The organism is Azospirillum sp., assembly GCF_050789165.1.
This window is the reverse complement of the sequence record NZ_JBOZRT010000018.1, coordinates 1-16,924: the sequence shown is the minus strand read 5'-3', so window position 1 is coordinate 16,924 and position 16,924 is coordinate 1. Positions and strand designations below refer to the sequence as shown.

The window sequence follows — 16,924 nt, the reverse complement described above, 5'->3', positions numbered from 1 at the left end:
TGGCCGCTACCTGCGGGTGAACCCGTCGCTGGCGCGGATCTACGGCTACGACTCGGTGGACGCGCTGATCGGGAACCTGACCGACATCGCCGGGCAGCTGTACGTCGATCCCGGCCGGCGCGAAGCGTTCGCCGCGCTGATGGACAGCCAGGGGGTGGTGCAGAACTTCGAGGCGCGGGTGTTCCGCCGCGACGGCTCGATCATCTGGATCTCGGAGAACGCACGCTGCGTGCGCGACGCGGCGGGCTCCATCCGCTTCTACGAAGGCACCGTCCAGGACATCACCGAACGCAAGCAGCACGAGGAGAAGATCCGCCTGCTGGCCACCGTGTTCGCCAGCGTCGCCGACGGCATCCTGATCGCCGATCCGGACCTCGTCGTGCAGGCGGCCAACCCCGCCTACATCGCCATGACCGCCTTCGAGATGGAGGAGCTGGTCGGCCAGCCGCTGACGCTGTTCCACCACGGCGCGCACGAGCGCAGCTTCATCGCCGGCATCTGGGACGCCGCGGCCAAGACCGGACGCTGGCAGGGCGAGGTGACCAGCTTCCGCCGCAACGGCGAGAGTTTCGCGGCGTCGCTCGCCGTCACCGCGGTGCGGGCGCCGAGCGGCGTGCTGGAGCACTATGTGCTGACCATCGCCGACATCAGCCAGCGCAAGTACCAGGAGCACCAGATCCGCTATCAGGCGAGCTTCGACCGCCTGACCGACCTGCCGAACCGCTGGCTGGTCTGCGAGCGGCTGGAGGACGCCATCGCGCGCGCCCAGCGGGCGCAGACCAAGGTTGCGGTCACCTTCATCGACCTCAACCGCTTCAAGCAGGTCAACGACACCCTTGGCCATCAGGCCGGCGACGAGCTGCTGAAGCTGGTGGCGCGGCGGCTGCGCAACTGCACGCGTGTCGCCGACACGGTGGGCCGCCTGGGCGGCGACGAGTTCCTGGTGGTGGCGCCGGACGCCGCCGACCGGCAGGCCGGCGCCCGGCTGGCCGAGAAGATCCTGTACTCCATGAGCGAGCCGTTCCTGGTGCACGGGCAGGAGATCTACTGCGGCGGCGCCATCGGCATCGCCTTCTTCCCCGACGACGGCGACACGGCGGACCAGCTGCTGCGCAACGCCGACCTCGCCATGTACCACGCCAAGCGCAACCCGGAGCACGCCTTCGCCTTCTACGACCAGGGCATGCGGGAGCAGACCGGCTTCCACCTGGGGATGGAGGCGGACCTGCGCCGCGCCATCAATCACGGCGAGTTCGAGCTGGTCTACCAGCCCAAGGTCGACATTGAGGAGCGCCGCATCGTCGGCGCCGAGGCGCTGATCCGCTGGCGCCACCCGACGCGCGGCACCGTGTCGCCTGCCGAGTTCATCCCGTTCGCCGAGGACACCGGGATGATCTGGGAGATCGGCGCCTGGACGCTGTACTCGGCCGCGCAGTCGCTGGCGGGGTGGATCGGCCAGGGGCTGAACGTCGGCGTGGTGTCGGTGAACCTGTCGCCGCGGCAGTTCCAGGACGCGCGGCTGGTCGGCTTCGTGCGCTCGGTCATCGAATCGGCGGGCATCCCGCCGGAAAGGCTGGAGCTGGAGCTGACCGAAGGCGCCATGATCGGCGACATCGAGAAGGCGGTGGCGATTCTCAATGGGCTGAAGGACATCGGCGTCAAGCTGTCGATCGACGATTTCGGCACCGGGTACTCGTCGCTGGCCTACCTGAAACGCTTCCCCATCGACACGCTGAAGATCGACCGCAGCTTCGTGCGCGACATCGTGAAGTCGAGCACCGACCCGGCCATCGTCGGCACCATCGTGAACCTCGCGGACTCCCTGGGCTTCGCAACGATCGCCGAGGGCGTGGAGACGAATGAACAGGCCGAGATGCTGAAGCAGCAGCGCTGCCACCAGATCCAGGGCTATCTCATCAGCCGGCCGCTGGCGGTCGAGGCGTTCGAGACGTTCGTGCGGGAGACGACGGGGGAATAAGTTACCCCTCTCCCGCCCCGGGAGAGGGAACTGGCGCTTCCCCATGGAAGGCGTACCGCCCGCCGCCCGCCGCCTTGCAGCGGTACAGCGCCTCGTCGGCGTCGCGCAGCAGCAGGTCGGGGGTGCCGCCGCACTCGTTGCCCAGCGCAATGCCGATGCTCACCCCGATGGTCAGCGTCCGGCCGTCCACCTCGTAGGGCTCGGACAGCGCGGCGATGATCTTCGCGGCCAGCGTCGCCGCGTCCTCGGGCGAGGAAACATCGAGCTGCAGGATGGCGAACTCGTCGCCGCCGACCCGCGCCACCACGTCGCTGCGCCGGGTGATCGCCTGCAGGCGCTTCGCCACCTGCTTCAGCACCGCGTCGCCCATGCTGTGGCCGTGCGTGTCGTTCACCGGCTTGAAGCGGTCGAGGTCGAGCATGTGCAGCGCCAGCCCACCGCCACTGGGCGCACCGGTGCGTTGCGGCAGCAGCGCCACCGCGCCGGACAGGCGGTGCACCAGCATCTCGCGGTTGGCCAGTTCGGTCAGGTAGTCGTGGAAGGCCTTGTGCCGGTACTCCTCGGCGTTGAGCTCGTCGGAGATGTCCTGCAGCACGCCGCGCAGCACCAGCCCGCTGCCGCGCTCGCGCGGGTCGGCGCGCAGCATGAGGCGGGCGGTCCAGCGGCGGCCGTCCGGGCGCTCCATCCGCACCACCTCGCCGACCAACTGGCCGGGCGCCCGCCGCGCCTCGTCGAGCGCGGCGGAGAAGGCGCCGCGGTCGCCCTCCACCACCAGATGGCGCAGATGCGCCATGGTGTGCGGCGCCGCGCTGTCGCCGCCGGTGAGCACGCCGGCGTTGCCGTCGAAGCCCAGCGCGTCGGCGTCGATGTCCCATTCGAAGCCGGTGGAGCGGGTGATGCGCTGGATGCGCGCCAGCCAACCGGCGCGATGGCGCAGCGCCGCCACCTCCTGCTTCTGCTGGATCAGCAGCCACAGGTCGGCGGCGAAGGCGGTCAGCGCCGCCACGTCGTCGTCGGTGTAGTCGGTCGGCTTGTTGCCGACGCCGACGATGAAGCGGACCAGCGGCCCCTCCACCAACGGCACGTTCATGTGCCGCACCAGGCGGACGTGCCCGTCCGGCAGGCCGCGCTTGTGCTCCAGCGCCTCGTAGTCGTTGTGCACCACGGGTGCCCGGGTGCGCAGGCAGTCCACCCACACGCCGGCCTTCGACACCGGGTAGTGGCGGTCGGTCCACGCGGCGCAGACCGCCCGGGTCGCGGCCGACCAGGTGACCAGCTCCAGCGTCTCCTGGTCGTCGTTGACGAAGTGGAAGTAGCCGATGGCGCTGCCGGTCAGGCCGACCGCCAGCTCCAGTCCGTGCTGGATCGCGTCGTTGACGCCGAGCGCGGCGGAGCCCCGCCACAACTCGGCAAGGGCGCGGGACAGCGAGGCGTCGATTGCCCGGTCCATGCGCGGCACTCCTGCCTATCAGGAAATAATCATACATCGTTCCGGTGCGAATGAACACGACGGCGGCGTGCGCCCTTCCGTCGCAAGCCGCCGCCCTCTCGACTCTTCCGCCGCCATCCGCCAAGTTAGCCGCCCAAGGGAGAGGGACACATGACCGACCAGACCGCCGTAGAGACGCCCGTTGCCGACGCCCCCGCGAGGGAGCCGCTGTATCTGGTGGACGGGTCGGGGTTCATCTTCCGCGCCTTCCACGCCATCCCGATCCTCACCCGGCCGGACGGCACGCCGGTGAACGCGGTGATGGGCTTCGCCAACATGCTGACCAAGCTGCTGGCCGACCTGCACGCCCAGGCCGTGGCGGTGGTGTTCGATTCCAAGCGCGAGACCTTCCGCTCCGAGATCTACCCCGACTACAAGGCGCACCGCCCGGAGCCGCCGGAGGAGCTGAAGCCGCAGTTCGCGCTGATCCGCGAGGCGACCGACGCCTTCTGCCTGCCCTGCCTGGAACTGGAGGGCTTCGAGGCCGACGACCTGATCGCCACCTACGCGCGCCTCGCCGTCGAGGCCGGGCGCGAGGTGACCATCGTCTCCTCCGACAAGGACCTGATGCAGCTGGTGCGCCCCGGCGTGCGCATGCTCGACCCGCTGAAGAACCGGATGATCGGGCCGGACGAGGTGTTCGAGAAGTTCGGCGTGACGCCCGACAAGGTGGTGGACGTGCAGGCGCTGGCCGGCGATAGCGTCGACAACGTGCCGGGCGTGCCGGGCATCGGCGTCAAGACCGCCGCCCAGCTGATCACCGAGTACGGCGATCTGGAGACGCTGCTGGAGCGCGCCGGCGAGATCAAGCAGCCGGCGCGGCGCCAGAAGCTGATCGACAACGCCGACTTGGCGCGCGTCTCCAAGCGCCTGGTGATGCTCGACCAGAACGTGCCGGTGCCGAAGCCCATCGAGGAGCTGAAGGTCCGCGAGCCCGACCACAACAAGCTGCTGACCTTCCTGCGGGCGCAGGGGTTCCGCAGCGTCGTCACGCGGCTGGAGAACGAGATCGCCAAGGACGGGACGGTGGCGGACGGCGCGCACGTGGGCAAGGGCGATGCCCCCTCCCCATCCCTCCCCCGCTCCGCGGTGGAGGGGGCCGGCGGCGGAGTTCCCTCCACCGCCGAAGGCGGGGGAGGGTTAGGGAGGGGGCAGGACGCCCCGCGCACCCGCACCCACACCCTCGGCACCGTTGTCCAGCGCTACGAACTCGTCCAGGATCTGGACGCCCTCGCCGTCTGGATCGACCGCGCCCGCGAGGGCGGCGTCATCGCCGTGGACACCGAGACCGACGGCCTCACCCCGGCCACCGCCAACCTCGTCGGCATCTCGCTGAGCACCGCGCCGGGGCTGGCCTGCTACATCCCGGTCGGCCACCGCTCCGGCGACAGCGCGGCGGGCGAGCTGGCGCTGGGCGGCGACGGGCCGAAGCAGCTGAAGCCCGAGCAGGCGACCACCGCGCTGAAGGCGGTGCTGGAAGACCCGGCGATCCTCAAGATCGGCCACAACTTCAAGTTCGACCACCAGCTGTTCGCGCGCTACGGCGTGCGCGTCACGCCGACCGACGACACCATGCTGATGTCCTACGCGCTGGAGGGCGGCGCCCACGGCCACGGCATGGACGAGCTGGCCGAGCTGCACCTCGCCCACACCACCATCAAGTACGCGGACGTCTGCGGCACCGGAAAGACCAAGATCACCTTCGACCGTGTGGAGCTGGACAAGGCCCGCGACTACGCCGCCGAGGACGCCGACATCACGCTGCGGCTGTGGCACGTGCTGAAGCCGATGCTGGTCGACCACCACATGGTCACGGTGTACGAGACGCTGGAGCGCCCGCTCACCCCCATCGTCGCCGACATGGAGCGCGCCGGCGTGCGCATCGACCGCGCCGAGCTGCGCCGCCTGTCGCAGGACTTCGCCGAGCGGCTGGTGCAGCTGGAGGCGGAGGTGCACAAGCTGGCCCCGCGCCCGTTCAACGTCGGCTCGCCCAAGCAGCTGGGCGAGATCCTGTTCGACGATTTGAGCCTGCCCGGCGGCAAGAAGGGCAAGACCGGCGCCTACTCCACCGACTCCAGCGTGCTGGAGGGGCTGGCCGAACAGGGCCACGACATCGCCCAGCGCGTGCTCGACTGGCGCCAGCTGGCCAAGCTGAAGAGCACCTATACCGACGCCCTGCAGGAGCAGGCGGACGCGCACGACCGCATCCACACCAGCTTCTCCATGGCGCTGACCAACACCGGCCGGCTGTCCTCGACCGACCCCAACCTGCAGAACATCCCGATCCGCAACGAGGAGGGCCGCAAGATCCGCCGCGCCTTCGTCGCCGAGCCGGGCTGCAAGCTGGTGTCGGTGGACTATTCCCAAATTGAACTGCGGCTGGTCGCCGAAATGGCCGGCATCGAGGCGCTGAAGACCGCCTTCCGCGAGGGCATCGACGTGCACGCCATGACCGCCAGCCAGGTGTTCGGCGTGCCGCTCGACCAGATGACGGCGGACATCCGCCGCAAGGCGAAGACCATCAACTTCGGCATCATCTACGGCATCTCGGGCTTCGGGTTGGGCCGCCAGCTCGGCATCATGCCGGGCGAGGCGAACGCCTTCATCAAGACCTACCTGGAACGCTTCCACGAGCTGAAGGACTGGATGGAGGCGACCAAGGCGTTCGCCCGCCAGCACGGCCACGTCTGCACGCTGTTCGGCCGCAAGTGCTTCATCCCGGGCATCCACGACAAGAACGCCGCCCGCCGCGCCTTCGCCGAGCGGCAGGCGATCAACGCGCCGATCCAGGGCACCGCGGCCGACATCATGAAGCGCGCCATGACGCGGGTTCCCGCGGCGCTGGAGGCGGCCGGCTCGAAGGCGCGGATGCTGCTCCAGGTGCACGACGAACTGCTGTTCGAGGTGCCGGAGGACGGCGCCGAGGAGACGGCGGCGATCGTCCGGCGGGTCATGGAGGGCGCTGCCAGCCTCGGCGTGCCGCTGGTCGCCGAGGCGGGGATCGGCCACTCCTGGGCGGAGGCGCATTGAGGGGGGCATGACACCCAGGGTCCCGGCGGCGCGCACGGCCATGACCGGGCTGGTGCCCGCCACCGGGCGCTCTGGACAGGGCACCCGACGCCGCCGGGCAGCACGAACGAACGCACCACAACAGGACAGCGGAGCAAATCCGTGGCGGATGCTGACGATCCGAAGCCGCAACCGTTCTATCACGGCACCAGGGCCGACCTGAAGCCGGGGGATCTGATCAAGCCCGGCTACAGCTCCAACTACGGCGAGAGGAAGAGTGCGGCCTACGTCTATCTGACGGCCACACTGGACGCGGCCACCTGGGGGGCCGAACTGGCCCTCGGCGAAGGGCCCGGCAGGATCTACGTGGTGGAACCGACCGGCCCGTTCGAAGACGACCCCAATCTCACGGACAAGAAGTACCCGGGCAACCCGACGAAGTCATACCGCTCGCGGGATCCGCTTCGGGTCACGGGCGAGGTCGCGGATTGGCAGGGGCATCCCTCTGAGGCTCTCAAAGCCATGAGGGACCACCTTGAGCGACTCAAGCAACTGGGTGTCGAGGCAATCGAGGACTGAGCCGCGCCTCGACGGGGCCGTGCCGCCCGCCCGCTGACGGCTACCGCCCCGACACCATCCACGGCCGCCGCTGCGCCACGAAGATGGCCGGGCGCTCCTGGATGTCGGTGACCACGAAGTCCAGCGCGATCCGCCCGCCCGGCGGCACGTCGCCGACGCTGAAGGCGATGCTGTCCAACGGCTTCTGCACCACCCGCGCCACCCGGAACAGGTCGGCGTGGGCGTAGCGCTGGAAGGCGCTGCCCTCGCCGAAGCTCAGGCCGTCGTCCTGGGTGCTCGCCTGCCCCAGCGGCTGCTGGAGTTCCACGTCGTAACCGGTCCACACGCTGTCGGTGCGGTTGATCACCACCTTGCGCAGCGCGTAGCCGAAGGGGTGGTCGCTGCCGATGCGGTTGTGCGCCAGCCGGCCCGGCCATGCCTCCAGCGAGCCGCGGATGGTCAGGACGGTCTGCTCCGGCGCGGTGACCTCCTCGACCACCACGAACGGGTCTTCCGGCGTGCCGCTGCCGGAGGCGGACAGCAGGCGAAAGCCGCCCAGCTCGTCGCTGAAGGTCAGCCCGGCGAGGGTGACGCTGTCGGCCCACGCCGACGCACTCCCCATCATCAGGACGAATACGAAGACGCGGACCGCCGCCATGCCGCCCCCTTGTCCCAGAGAACCGGTTGGTCAAAGCCAAACATCGGTGCTGGAACAAGGGGTTGACATGACACTTTGGAGGTAGGCTCAGTCCAGGAAGATATCCGGCGCCAGTTCGGCTCCCGGCGTCACCGCGTAGACGTCGAGGTCGGTGACGCCCGCCTCGCGCAGCACCTCGTCGTCGATGAAGAAGTTGCCGGTGCAGGTCCGGGCGTCGCGGGTCAGGATGGCGTGCGCGGCGTCGGCGAGGATCTCCGGCTTGCGGCAGTTGTCGAACTCCGCCGCGCCCTTCAGCATGGCGATGGCCGCGGTGCCGATGATGGTGCGCGGCCACAGCGAGTTGACGGCGACCCGCCCCTTGAACTCCGCCGCCATGCCCAGCGTGCACAGGCTCATGGCGTACTTGGCGATGGTGTAGGCGGTGTGGTGCTTGAACCAGCGCGGGTTCAGGTTGAGCGGCGGCGACAGCGTCAGGATGTGCGGGTTCTCCGCCTTCAGGAGGTGCGGGATCGCCGCCTGCGAGCACACGAAGGTGCCGCGGCCGTTGACGCCCATCATCAGGTCCCAGCGCTTGGGCGGCGTCTCCAGCGTGCCGGTCAGGCTGATGGCGCTGGCGTTGTTGACCAGGACGTCGAGGCCGCCGAACGCCTCCACCGTCTGCCCGATCGCGGCGGCCACCTGCGCCTCGTCGCGGATGTCGCACTGGATGGCCAGCGCCTTGCCGCCCGCCGCCTCGATCTCGGCGGCGGCCGTGTGGATGGTGCCGTCCAGCTTCGGGTGCGGCTCGGTGGTCTTGGCGGCGATGGCGACGTTGGCGCCGTCGCGCGCGGCGCGCAGCGCGATGGCCTTGCCGATGCCGCGGCTGGCCCCGGTGATGAACAGAGTCTTGCCCTTCAGCGTCCCGGCCGAGGTCATGTCCCTTCTCCTCCCTGCGATGTCGTTAGTTGACGTTAACGTCAACCATAGCAGCCCGCCGCGCCACCGTCCAGACGCAGGATGACGCAAATTGGCAGGCGAACATGCTGGTCATCTCATGAATATCGGGCCTACACTTCCGGTATAGGAACAGTGGTGGAGACACTCTTGCGGCTCGCCGTGCGGCTGTTGATCGCGTTGTGCCTGCTGTCGGCGCCCGCCCACGCCGCCGACCCGGTGCCCGGGCTGGTCTATGCGGTGGGGCAGAAGTTCGACAAGAGCTTCAACGAGGGCGCCTTCGCCGGGGCCGAACGCTTCAAGGCGGCGACCGGCGTCCCCTACCTGGAGTTCCTGCCGCAGAGCACCGCGCAGTTCGAGCAGGCGGTGCAGGCGCTGATCCGCCGCGGCGCCACCGACGTGGTGGTGGTCGGCTTCTACTACGCCGCGCCGCTGGCCGCGCTGGCGCCGAAGCACCCGAAGGTGCGCTTCACCATCGTCGATGCGGTGGTGCAGGCGCCCAACGTCCGCTCCATCACCTTCAAGGAGCAGGAGGGCTCCTTCCTCGCCGGGGTGATGGCGGCGCTGGCGTCGAAGACGGGGACGGTGGGCTTCGTCGGCGCGCTCGACATCCCGCTGATCCGCAAGTTCATCGCCGGCTACGGCCAGGGGGCGAAGCACGCGCGGCCGGACGCGCGGCTGCTGGTGAACTTCGTCGGCACCACGCCGGCCGCCTTCAACGACCCGACCACCGGCGCGGAGATCGCGCGCAGCCAGTTCCAGCGCGGCGCCGACGTGGTGTTCGCCGGGGCCGGCGTCTCCAACTTCGGCGTGTTCAGCGCGGCGCACGACGAGGGCAAGCTCGCCATCGGCGTCGACAGCAACCAGAACCACCTCTACCCCGGCACCATGCTGACCTCCATGCTGAAGCGCACCGACCGCGCGGTCGAGCAGGCGTTCCAGGCCGGCCGCGACGGCGGCTGGGCGCCGGGCGTTGTGGCGCTGGGCCTCGCCGAGGACGGCGTGGACGTGGCGGTGGACGAGCACAACCGCCCGCTCCTCACCCCCGCCATGCTGGAGGCGGTGGAGGCGGCGCGGCGCGCCATCGTGTCCGGCACGCTGCGGGTGGAGGGAGGCGGGCCATGAGCCCGGCCCAGCCCTCAATCCAGACCGACACGCTGATCGACCGGATCCCGGTGATCGTGCTGACCGTCGGGCCGGACTGGCGCATCCTCTCGGCCAACCGGGCGGCGGAAGGGCTGTTCGGCCGGCCGGCCGCGGAGCTGCCCGGCCGCGCGCTGTGGGACGAGGCGAGCGATCTGGCGAGTTGGTTCCACCGCCCGCTCGCCCGCGTGCGGCGTTGCGGCCGGGTGGAGCGCTTCCTGGGGTTCTATCCGCCGCTCGACCGCTGGTACCGGGTGATCGCCTTCCCGCTCGAGGGCGGCGGCGTCGGCGTGCACATGGCCGACGTCACCGGGGCGCGCGCCGAGGTCGCCCACCTGCGCGAGAGCGAGGAGCGGCTGAATGCCATGGTGGAGAACGCGGTGGACGCGATCATCACCATCGACGACCGCGGCCTCGTGCAGGCGGTCAACCCCGCCTGCCTGCGGATGTTCGGCTACACCGCGGAGGAGATGCTGGGCCGCAACATCCACCTGCTGATGCCCTCCCACCACGCCGTCCACCACGACGAGCTGATGCGGGCCAGCCGGCGGTCGGAGCAGGTCAACGTGGTCGGCCGCTCGCGCGAGCTGGTGGCGCGGCACAAGGACGGCTCGGAAGTGCTGATCGAGATGGGCATCAGCGAGGTCCGGGTGAACAACCGCTGCTTCTACACCGGCGTCATCCGCGACATCACCGAGCGCAAGCGCGCCCAGCAGGCGCTGGTGGACGCCAACGTGTACCTGGAGCAGCGCGTCGCCGAGCGCACCGCCGAGGTCGAGGCCGCCCGCCGCAAGGCCGAGGAGGCGGCGCGCGCCAAGGCCGACTTCCTGGCCACCATGAGCCACGAGATCCGCACGCCGATGAACGGCATCCTCGGCATGGTGCGGCTGCTGCTGGACAGCGCGCTGGACGCCGAGCAGCGCGACCACGCGCAGACCGTGCTGTATTCCGGCGAGGCGCTGCTGACCATCCTCAACGACATCCTCGACATGTCGAAGCTGGAAGCCGGCCGGCTGGAGCTGGAGAGCGTCGACCTCGACCTCACGCGCCTGGTCGGCAGCGTGGCGGCGCTGATGTCGTCGCGCGCGGCGGAGAAGGGCCTGACGCTGGACACACGCGTGGCGCCGGGCACCCGGCGCTTCGTGCGCGGCGACCCGACGCGGCTGCGGCAGGTGCTGCTCAACCTCGTCTCCAACGCCGTCAAGTTCACCGAGCGCGGCGGCGTGACCATCGCGGTGGACGACGCCCCGGCCGAAACCGAAAGCCGCGGCGTCCGCTTCACCGTCACCGACACCGGCATCGGCGTGCCGGACGCGGTGCGCCCGCACCTGTTCACCGAGTTCTTCCAGGGCGACAGCTCGATCACCCGGCGCTTCGGCGGCACCGGGCTGGGGCTGGCCATCTGCAGGCGCATCGTCGGCCTGATGGGCGGGGAGATCGGCGTCGACAGCCGGCCGGGCGGCGGCAGCGCCTTCTGGTTCACCGTGCCGCTGGAGGCCGCCGCGGCGCCCGGCGCCGCCGACGCGCCGGAGCCGGTTGCCGTCCGCCTGCGCCCGCTGCGCGTGCTGCTGGCCGAGGACAACCCGGTGAACCGCAAGGTGGCGGTGGCGCTGCTGACCCGGCAGGGGCACGCGGTGACGGTGGCGGGCGACGGCGCCGAGGCGCTCGACCGCGTGCGCGGCGAGCGCTTCGACGTGGTGCTGATGGACATGCAGATGCCGCGCATGGACGGGCTGGAGGCGGCGCGGCGCATCCGCACCCTGCCCGGCACGCGCGGCGCGGTCCCCATCGTGGCGCTGACCGCCAACGCGCTGGCCGGCGACGCCGAGCGCTGCCTGGCGGCGGGCATGAACGACTACGTGCCCAAACCCGTCGTGCCGGAAGCGTTGGCCGCCGCGCTCGCCCGCCAGTGCGGCACCCGCGTCGAGGCCGGCGCCGGCACGGCGGTGGCGGAGGCGGACGGCGACGCACTGCTCGACCCGCAGCCGTTGCGGGCGCTGAGCGCGGTGCTGGGCGAGGACGAGCTGCGCCAGCTGGTGCAGGAGTTCATCGCCGACGCCACCGCCAAGGCCGCGGCGATCGGCGACGGGTCGGACCTCGCGGCGACGCGGGCGGCGGTGCACGACCTGAAGTCCACCGCCTCGACCCTCGGCCTGCTCGGCCTGCGCCGCCTGTCCGAAGCCATCGAGCAGGCCTGCCTGGAAACCCGCACCGTCGAGGCGCAGGCGCTCAGCGCCACCCTGCCCGACCGCTTGGCGCGCTCGCTGGAGGCGCTGCACCACGCGTTCCCGGAGACGGCGGAGGCGGTGGGGGCAAGGCCCCTTCCCTGACCCTCCCCCGCTTCGCGGTGGAGGGAACTCCGCCACTCTACCCCCTCCGCCGCGAAGCGGGGGAGGGTCAGGGAGGGGGCGAACGCCGCCTCACGCCCGTCCTGCCGCCACCGCCCCGCCCAGCCCGAGCGCCAGCGACAGGTCGGCGCCCTTCAGCGTGTGGGCGGAGGACTTGATGTCCGTCAGGTCGGTGCCGTGCAGGACGGCGCGGGCGAGGCTGGCGTCGCGCAGGTCGGCGCCGGTCAGGCTGGCGCCGGCCAGATTGGTCGGCCACATGCGGCTGCCGTCGCCGACGACGTCCACCGCGTTGAGCCGCGCCCGCCACAGCTTCGCTCCAGCCAGGTTGGCACCGCGCAGGTTGCAGCCCGACAGGTCGGCGCTGGTGAAGTCGGCGTCGCGCAGGTCGCTGTAGGACAGGTCGGCCATCACCAGCTTGGCGCCCGAGAAGTCCGCCCCGCGCAGCCCGCAGAAGCGCAGCGACGCCGCCGACAGCATCTGGTTGGCGAAGGTGCAGCCGCGCAGGTCGGCGCGCTGCATCTCCAGCCGCGCGCCGGCCTTGCCGACGTGATCGACCCAGAGCTGGTGCGCCGACAGCGCGTCGGCGATGCGCTCGGCGAGGCTCAGCAGACCGGTGCCGTCCACGTCGATGCCGCGCCGCTCCAGCGTGTGGCGCAGTTCGTCGTCGAGGCGGGCGCCACACAGCAGGGCGCCGGTCAGGCTGGCCTTGTGCAGCGTCGCCTGGGTCAGGTTGGCGGAAATCAGCAGCGCTCCCGACAGGTCGGCGCCGGTCAGGTTGGCGCCGGCGAGGTCGCAGCCGGACAGGTCGCACTGCGCCATGCGGCACTCGGCGAGGATGGCGCGGGTCAGCAGCGCCCCGACGAAGGTGGTGTTGCCGTCCAGGTTGCCGGCCGGGCGGCGCGTCTCGCACGGCGCGATGGCGCCCTTGCGGAGGTCGGCGCCGCTGAGGTCGGCCTCCGACAGGTGGGCGCCGTCCACCCGCGCGCCGCGCAGGTCGACGCCCATCAGCTTCGCCCCGGTCAGGTTGGCGCGCGACAGGTCGGCGCAGTAGAGGTCGGCCTGCCGCAGGTCGGCGCCGACGAGGCGGGAGCCGTGCAGGCTGGCGCCGGCCAGCTTGGCCCCGGTCAGGTTGATGCGGTTCAGCCCCAGCTTGGACAGGTCGTGGAAGCTGAGGTCGGCGCGGCGGCCACGGCCCGGCGGGTCGCGCTTCAGCCATTGCTGGTGCTGAAGCAACGCGTCGCGGACCACCCGAAGATGCTTCTCGTCGTGCCCCGACATGGACCTTCCCGCGCCGGACTCCCAAAAGGCCCGCGCCCTTCTCTCACAACCGGGGGACGCATGGCGTGCGCGAGGAGGTTACAGATTCGAAACCTGGAAGGAAAGATAATATCCGCGCGGTCGAGTGCGGCGGAATGCAGCGGCCTCGGGCGCGCAATCCTGTTGCACACGAAGCGTCACGTCCCCGTGAGCAGCACGCGAGGCCCCTGGGCGCGGCGCCGCGGCGCACCGATACTCTTCATCAGCTTCGCGGAGGACGCACCATGACTCGACGCACCTTCCTGCTCGGCAGCGCCGGCCTGCTCGGCGGCGGACTGCTGGCCCGCTATCTCGCGACGGCGCCCGCGACGGCGGCGGAACGCTTCCTGATCAACAAGACCCCGGCCGAGTGGAAGCAGATGCTGACGCCCGAGCAGTACGCCGTGCTGCGCGAGCACGGCACCGAGCGCGCCGGCTCAAGCCCGCTCGACCACGAGAAGCGCACCGGGCTGTTCCTGTGCGCGGCGTGCGGGCAGCCGCTGTTCAGCTCCGCCGCCAAGTTCGACAGCGGCACCGGCTGGCCGAGCTTCACTGAGCCGCTGCCCGGCGGCGTCGGCACCTCCACCGACTACAAGCTGATCTATCCGCGCACCGAGGTGCACTGCGCGCGCTGCGGCGGCCATCTCGGCCATGTCTTCAACGACGGCCCGCCGCCGACCGGCAAGCGCTACTGCATGAACGGAGTCGCCATGCGCTTCGAACCGCGCGAGGCGGCGCCGGCCGGTTGAGAGGGTAAATGAGCAAGAGTCAAGCTGCGCACCGACAACTCTCGTGATGCCGGACGGAATCTTTCACGACTACCGATGAAGATTGTGTCAGCCCGGTAATTTCTGCGACGCAGTGCCGCAGTTTCAGCGCCGCCTTTGCGTGTACCATTCCAGTTCGCGCGACTGTGGGGCGCACGGAATGCTGTTCAACGCGGAATTCCTCGGGCTGTTGGTGCTGGTGGCGAGCGCCGCCGCGCTGGGGCTGTCCATCGTCATCGACGTCGGCCGCGTCAGCGCCGAGCGGACGCGGGCCACCGTCCTGCAGCGGCAGATCGACAAGCGCCGCAGCGCGCTGCGCGAGTGGACCACCAAGACCAACGCCCGCGCCGGCGAGCTGAAGGCGCTGCAGACGCGCCTCACCGAGGCGGTCGGCCGCCGCCAGAAGCTGCAGGCGGAGCTGAAGGCGCTGGAACACTCCAAGGTCGAGATGGTGCACGAGCTGGGCGAGTGCGACGCCGCGGCGCTGGGCTACTGGTCGCTGCTGGCGGTGGCCGAGGTGTCGGGCGGCGTCGACCGGCGCGACATCATCTTCTCGCGGCAGATCTGGGACTACCGCAACGTCGCGCACACCTGGGCGGGCTCGGCCGAGCACGCGGTGAGCCTGTTGCGCGCCGCCTTTTCCGAGCGCTGCGGCGTGCGGCCGACCAATCTGCAGCCGATCGGCGCGGCGGGCGAGGCCCTGACGGCCGAGGGCGTCGCCGCATGACGGGGATGCTGCTGTACATCGCGCTCGGGCTGATGATCCTGACCGTGCTGTCCAACCGGTTCTGGCGCCGGCAGCTGGCCTCGGCGCGGGTCTCGCTGAGCAAGCTGAAGGAGACCGCCGACGACGCCTCCAAGGAGCTGAGCGACGCCGCCAAGGAGTACACCGCCGTCGACCGCCACATCACCGACACCGAGCGCCGCGCCGCCAAGGCCGAGCAGGAGCTCGCCGCCACGCTGGCCGAGTACGAGGCGAAGCGCGACGGGCCGGTGCGGCGCTACCACGTCTTCGACCGGCTTGAGCCGCGGCAGGGCCGCTTCTACGAGGCGGCGGTGCGCTACGACCCGAACGCCGCGTCCGAGGAGCGGGTGACGCACCGCGCCTGGGTCGGCGTGCGCCGCTACATCCTGGTCGCCGAGACCGAGCGCGAGGCGCGCGAGCGCATCGGCAACCGCTTCACCCGCAAGCTCGGCTTCGAGGTGGTGGAGGTGGCGCCCTGCCGGCTGGCCGGCCTGTCGGTCAACCGCATCGCCGAGCTGAGCACCTTCCGCCGCCCCTCGGCGGGCGACGACGACGAGCCGGCGCGCCGGCCGGCGCGGCGCGCGGCGCGGGCCTAGCCGCACCTTCCCTCCCTTCCCTGGCGCGCTACCTCCTTCGCCATGCGCCGCTTCGCTCCGCTGGCCGCCCTCGCGGCGATGCTTCCCGCCTGTTCGCCGCTCGGGCTCGTCGATGCGCTGACGCCGCGCGACGGCTACCGGCTGGACGCCGACCTGCCCTACGGGCCGCTGCCGCGCCAGCGCCTCGACCTCTACCGGCCGGACCGGCCGAAGCCCGGCGCGCCGACCGTGGTGTTCTTCTACGGCGGGGCCTGGGAATTCGGCGACAAGGGCGACTACCGCTTCGTGGCGCAGGCGCTGGCGGCGCGCGGCTACACGGTGGCGGTGCCGGACTACCGGCTGTACCCGGAGGTGCGCTACCCGGCGTTCCTGGAAGACGGGGCGTCGGCGGTCGACTGGCTGCGGCGCGGCGGGGCGGGGCTCGGGGTGTCCGGCGCGCCGCTGGCGCTGATGGGACACTCGGCCGGCGCCTACATCGCGGTGATGCTGACGGTGGATCGGCGCTGGCTGAACGCCGTGGGCGGCGACCCGTGCGCCACGGTGGCCGCCACCGTAGGGCTGTCCGGCCCCTACGACTTCCTGCCGCTCACCGAGCGGAACCTGATGGAGATCTTCGGGCCGGAGGACGGGCGTCCGCAGACCCAGCCGGTCACCCACGTGGACGGCCGCTCACCGCCGCTGCTGCTGCTCACCGGCGACGCCGACACCCGCGTGCGGCCGCGCAACAGCGCCAGCCTCGCCGGACGCGTGCGCGAGCGCGGCGGGCGGGCGGAGACCGTCGTGTACCCGGGACTCGGGCACGTGCAGACGGTGGCCGCCTTCGCCCGGCCGCTGCGCTGGCTGGCGCCGGTGCTGGACGACGTGGACCGCTTCCTCGGCAGCCCGCGGCCGGGGAGCTGTACGGCCTCCTGACGCGCACGATTGTTTCGTAATCAAAGCAACACGCGAATGTAATCCCATGGACCCGAAGCCGCGACTCGGGATAACCTTCTCTCCTTAGCCGCATTCCGGCTACAGCAAGGAGAGCCATCATGAGCCTTGAGTCTCGCCTCGCCTCTCTTCGCAACCGCCACGCCGAGCTGGACGACAAGATCCGTCTCGAGCAGGCCCGGAGGATGCCCGACACCCAGTCGCTGTCCCGCATGAAGCTCGACAAGCTGTACGTGAAGGAAGAGATCGAGCGCTTGGCGAGGGCCTGACCACCCTCCGACCCCATTCCCATGGAAAAGGGGGCTGCGTTGGCAGCCCCCTTTTTGTTTGTCCGGCCTTGGCCTCAGTGGGCGGCGTCGCCGCCGCCCTCGAAGGAAGGCTCCTTGAGGCCGGAGAGCTTAAGCTGCTCGACCAGCGCCGCCTTCAGCCGCTCCAGCCCGTCGGCGCTGAACGCCTCGGCCCGCGCCACCAGCA

14 protein-coding genes are annotated in these 16,924 nt (G+C 70.8%); 10 read left to right on the top strand and 4 right to left on the bottom strand.

Annotation, left to right across the window (positions count from 1 at the left end; translation table 11 throughout):
• The coding region (locus tag ACRWK7_RS03130) for a putative bifunctional diguanylate cyclase/phosphodiesterase (RefSeq protein WP_431854716.1) at positions 1–1,978 on the top strand (1,978 nt) is incomplete at its 5' end.
• Between the two features lies 1 nt (position 1,979).
• On the opposite strand, the gene ACRWK7_RS03125 is transcribed toward ACRWK7_RS03130, so the two are convergent.
• Positions 1,980–3,428: a diguanylate cyclase domain-containing protein gene (locus tag ACRWK7_RS03125; protein WP_431854715.1), complete on the bottom strand. Its 1,449-nt coding sequence runs from the start codon at positions 3,426–3,428 to the stop codon at positions 1,980–1,982.
• A gap of 150 nt (positions 3,429–3,578) precedes the next feature.
• Here ACRWK7_RS03125 and polA point away from each other — a divergent pair, with 150 nt between their 5' ends.
• Positions 3,579–6,497 carry a DNA polymerase I gene (polA, locus tag ACRWK7_RS03120; RefSeq protein WP_431854714.1) on the top strand — a complete coding sequence of 973 codons (2,919 nt, stop codon included), beginning with the start codon at positions 3,579–3,581 and terminating at the stop codon, positions 6,495–6,497.
• Positions 6,498–6,638: 141 nt separating this feature from the next.
• A complete protein-coding gene (gene arr / locus ACRWK7_RS03115; protein WP_431854713.1) occupies positions 6,639–7,055 on the top strand; it encodes an NAD(+)--rifampin ADP-ribosyltransferase in 417 nt (138 codons plus the stop codon).
• A 40-nt stretch (positions 7,056–7,095) separates the two neighbouring features.
• On the opposite strand, the gene ACRWK7_RS03110 is transcribed toward arr, so the two are convergent.
• A complete protein-coding gene (locus ACRWK7_RS03110) occupies positions 7,096–7,692 on the bottom strand; it encodes a hypothetical protein (protein ID WP_431854712.1) in 597 nt (198 codons plus the stop codon).
• 87 nt (positions 7,693–7,779) lie between these two features.
• Entirely contained in the window at positions 7,780–8,607 is an 828-nt protein-coding gene (locus ACRWK7_RS03105; RefSeq protein WP_431854711.1) for an SDR family oxidoreductase, read from the bottom strand.
• Positions 8,608–8,763: 156 nt separating this feature from the next.
• Here ACRWK7_RS03105 and ACRWK7_RS03100 point away from each other — a divergent pair, with 156 nt between their 5' ends.
• Together ACRWK7_RS03100 and ACRWK7_RS03095 are read left to right on the top strand one after the other, a co-directional pair.
• Positions 8,764–9,750 carry a BMP family lipoprotein gene (locus tag ACRWK7_RS03100; RefSeq protein WP_431854710.1) on the top strand — a complete coding sequence of 329 codons (987 nt, stop codon included), beginning with the start codon at positions 8,764–8,766 and terminating at the stop codon, positions 9,748–9,750.
• Positions 9,747–12,098, top strand: a complete 2,352-nt coding sequence (locus ACRWK7_RS03095) for a PAS domain S-box protein (protein ID WP_431854709.1) — start codon at positions 9,747–9,749, stop codon at positions 12,096–12,098. Before ACRWK7_RS03100 ends, ACRWK7_RS03095 begins: the two co-directional genes overlap by 4 nt.
• A 90-nt stretch (positions 12,099–12,188) precedes the next feature.
• Here ACRWK7_RS03095 and ACRWK7_RS03090 read toward each other — a convergent pair whose 3' ends face one another.
• Positions 12,189–13,394 (bottom strand): pentapeptide repeat-containing protein, encoded by a 1,206-nt coding sequence (locus ACRWK7_RS03090; RefSeq protein WP_431854708.1) that lies wholly within the window; start codon positions 13,392–13,394, stop codon positions 12,189–12,191.
• A gap of 263 nt (positions 13,395–13,657) precedes the next feature.
• Between ACRWK7_RS03090 and msrB the strand changes: the two genes are divergently transcribed.
• The 5 genes from msrB to ACRWK7_RS03065 all read left to right on the top strand — a co-directional run bounded on the left by msrB (position 13,658) and on the right by ACRWK7_RS03065 (position 16,719).
• Positions 13,658–14,161: a peptide-methionine (R)-S-oxide reductase MsrB gene (gene msrB, locus ACRWK7_RS03085; protein ID WP_431854707.1), complete on the top strand. Its 504-nt coding sequence runs from the start codon at positions 13,658–13,660 to the stop codon at positions 14,159–14,161.
• A 178-nt stretch (positions 14,162–14,339) separates the two neighbouring features.
• Positions 14,340–14,906, top strand: a complete 567-nt coding sequence (locus ACRWK7_RS03080; RefSeq protein ID WP_431854706.1) for a hypothetical protein — start codon at positions 14,340–14,342, stop codon at positions 14,904–14,906.
• On the top strand, positions 14,903–15,520 hold the full coding sequence (locus ACRWK7_RS03075; protein WP_431854705.1) for a hypothetical protein: 618 nt from the start codon (positions 14,903–14,905) through the stop codon (positions 15,518–15,520). The genes ACRWK7_RS03080 and ACRWK7_RS03075 overlap by 4 nt, the downstream gene beginning before the upstream one ends.
• A 42-nt stretch (positions 15,521–15,562) precedes the next feature.
• A complete protein-coding gene (locus ACRWK7_RS03070; RefSeq protein WP_431854704.1) occupies positions 15,563–16,432 on the top strand; it encodes an alpha/beta hydrolase in 870 nt (289 codons plus the stop codon).
• A 119-nt stretch (positions 16,433–16,551) separates the two neighbouring features.
• The gene (locus ACRWK7_RS03065; protein WP_431854703.1) at positions 16,552–16,719 is read left to right on the top strand and encodes a YdcH family protein; all 168 of its coding nucleotides are present in this window, start codon (positions 16,552–16,554) and stop codon (positions 16,717–16,719) included.
• The last annotated feature ends 205 nt before the right edge of the window (positions 16,720–16,924 follow it).

What these genes read in the sequence shown, in the direction of transcription:
- ACRWK7_RS03125 (WP_431854715.1), bottom strand. Translation starts at nt 3,428, where the DNA reads ATGGACCGGGCAATCGACGCCTCGCTGTCCCGCGCCCTTGCCGAGTTG.
- ACRWK7_RS03070 (WP_431854704.1), top strand. Translation starts at nt 15,563, where the DNA reads ATGCGCCGCTTCGCTCCGCTGGCCGCCCTCGCGGCGATGCTTCCCGCC.
- ACRWK7_RS03075 (WP_431854705.1), top strand. Translation starts at nt 14,903, where the DNA reads ATGACGGGGATGCTGCTGTACATCGCGCTCGGGCTGATGATCCTGACC.
- msrB (WP_431854707.1), top strand. Translation starts at nt 13,658, where the DNA reads ATGACTCGACGCACCTTCCTGCTCGGCAGCGCCGGCCTGCTCGGCGGC.
- ACRWK7_RS03095 (WP_431854709.1), top strand. Translation starts at nt 9,747, where the DNA reads ATGAGCCCGGCCCAGCCCTCAATCCAGACCGACACGCTGATCGACCGG.
- polA (WP_431854714.1), top strand. Translation starts at nt 3,579, where the DNA reads ATGACCGACCAGACCGCCGTAGAGACGCCCGTTGCCGACGCCCCCGCG.
- ACRWK7_RS03090 (WP_431854708.1), bottom strand. Translation starts at nt 13,394, where the DNA reads ATGTCGGGGCACGACGAGAAGCATCTTCGGGTGGTCCGCGACGCGTTG.
- ACRWK7_RS03105 (WP_431854711.1), bottom strand. Translation starts at nt 8,607, where the DNA reads ATGACCTCGGCCGGGACGCTGAAGGGCAAGACTCTGTTCATCACCGGG.
- ACRWK7_RS03080 (WP_431854706.1), top strand. Translation starts at nt 14,340, where the DNA reads ATGCTGTTCAACGCGGAATTCCTCGGGCTGTTGGTGCTGGTGGCGAGC.
- ACRWK7_RS03110 (WP_431854712.1), bottom strand. Translation starts at nt 7,692, where the DNA reads ATGGCGGCGGTCCGCGTCTTCGTATTCGTCCTGATGATGGGGAGTGCG.
- ACRWK7_RS03065 (WP_431854703.1), top strand. Translation starts at nt 16,552, where the DNA reads ATGAGCCTTGAGTCTCGCCTCGCCTCTCTTCGCAACCGCCACGCCGAG.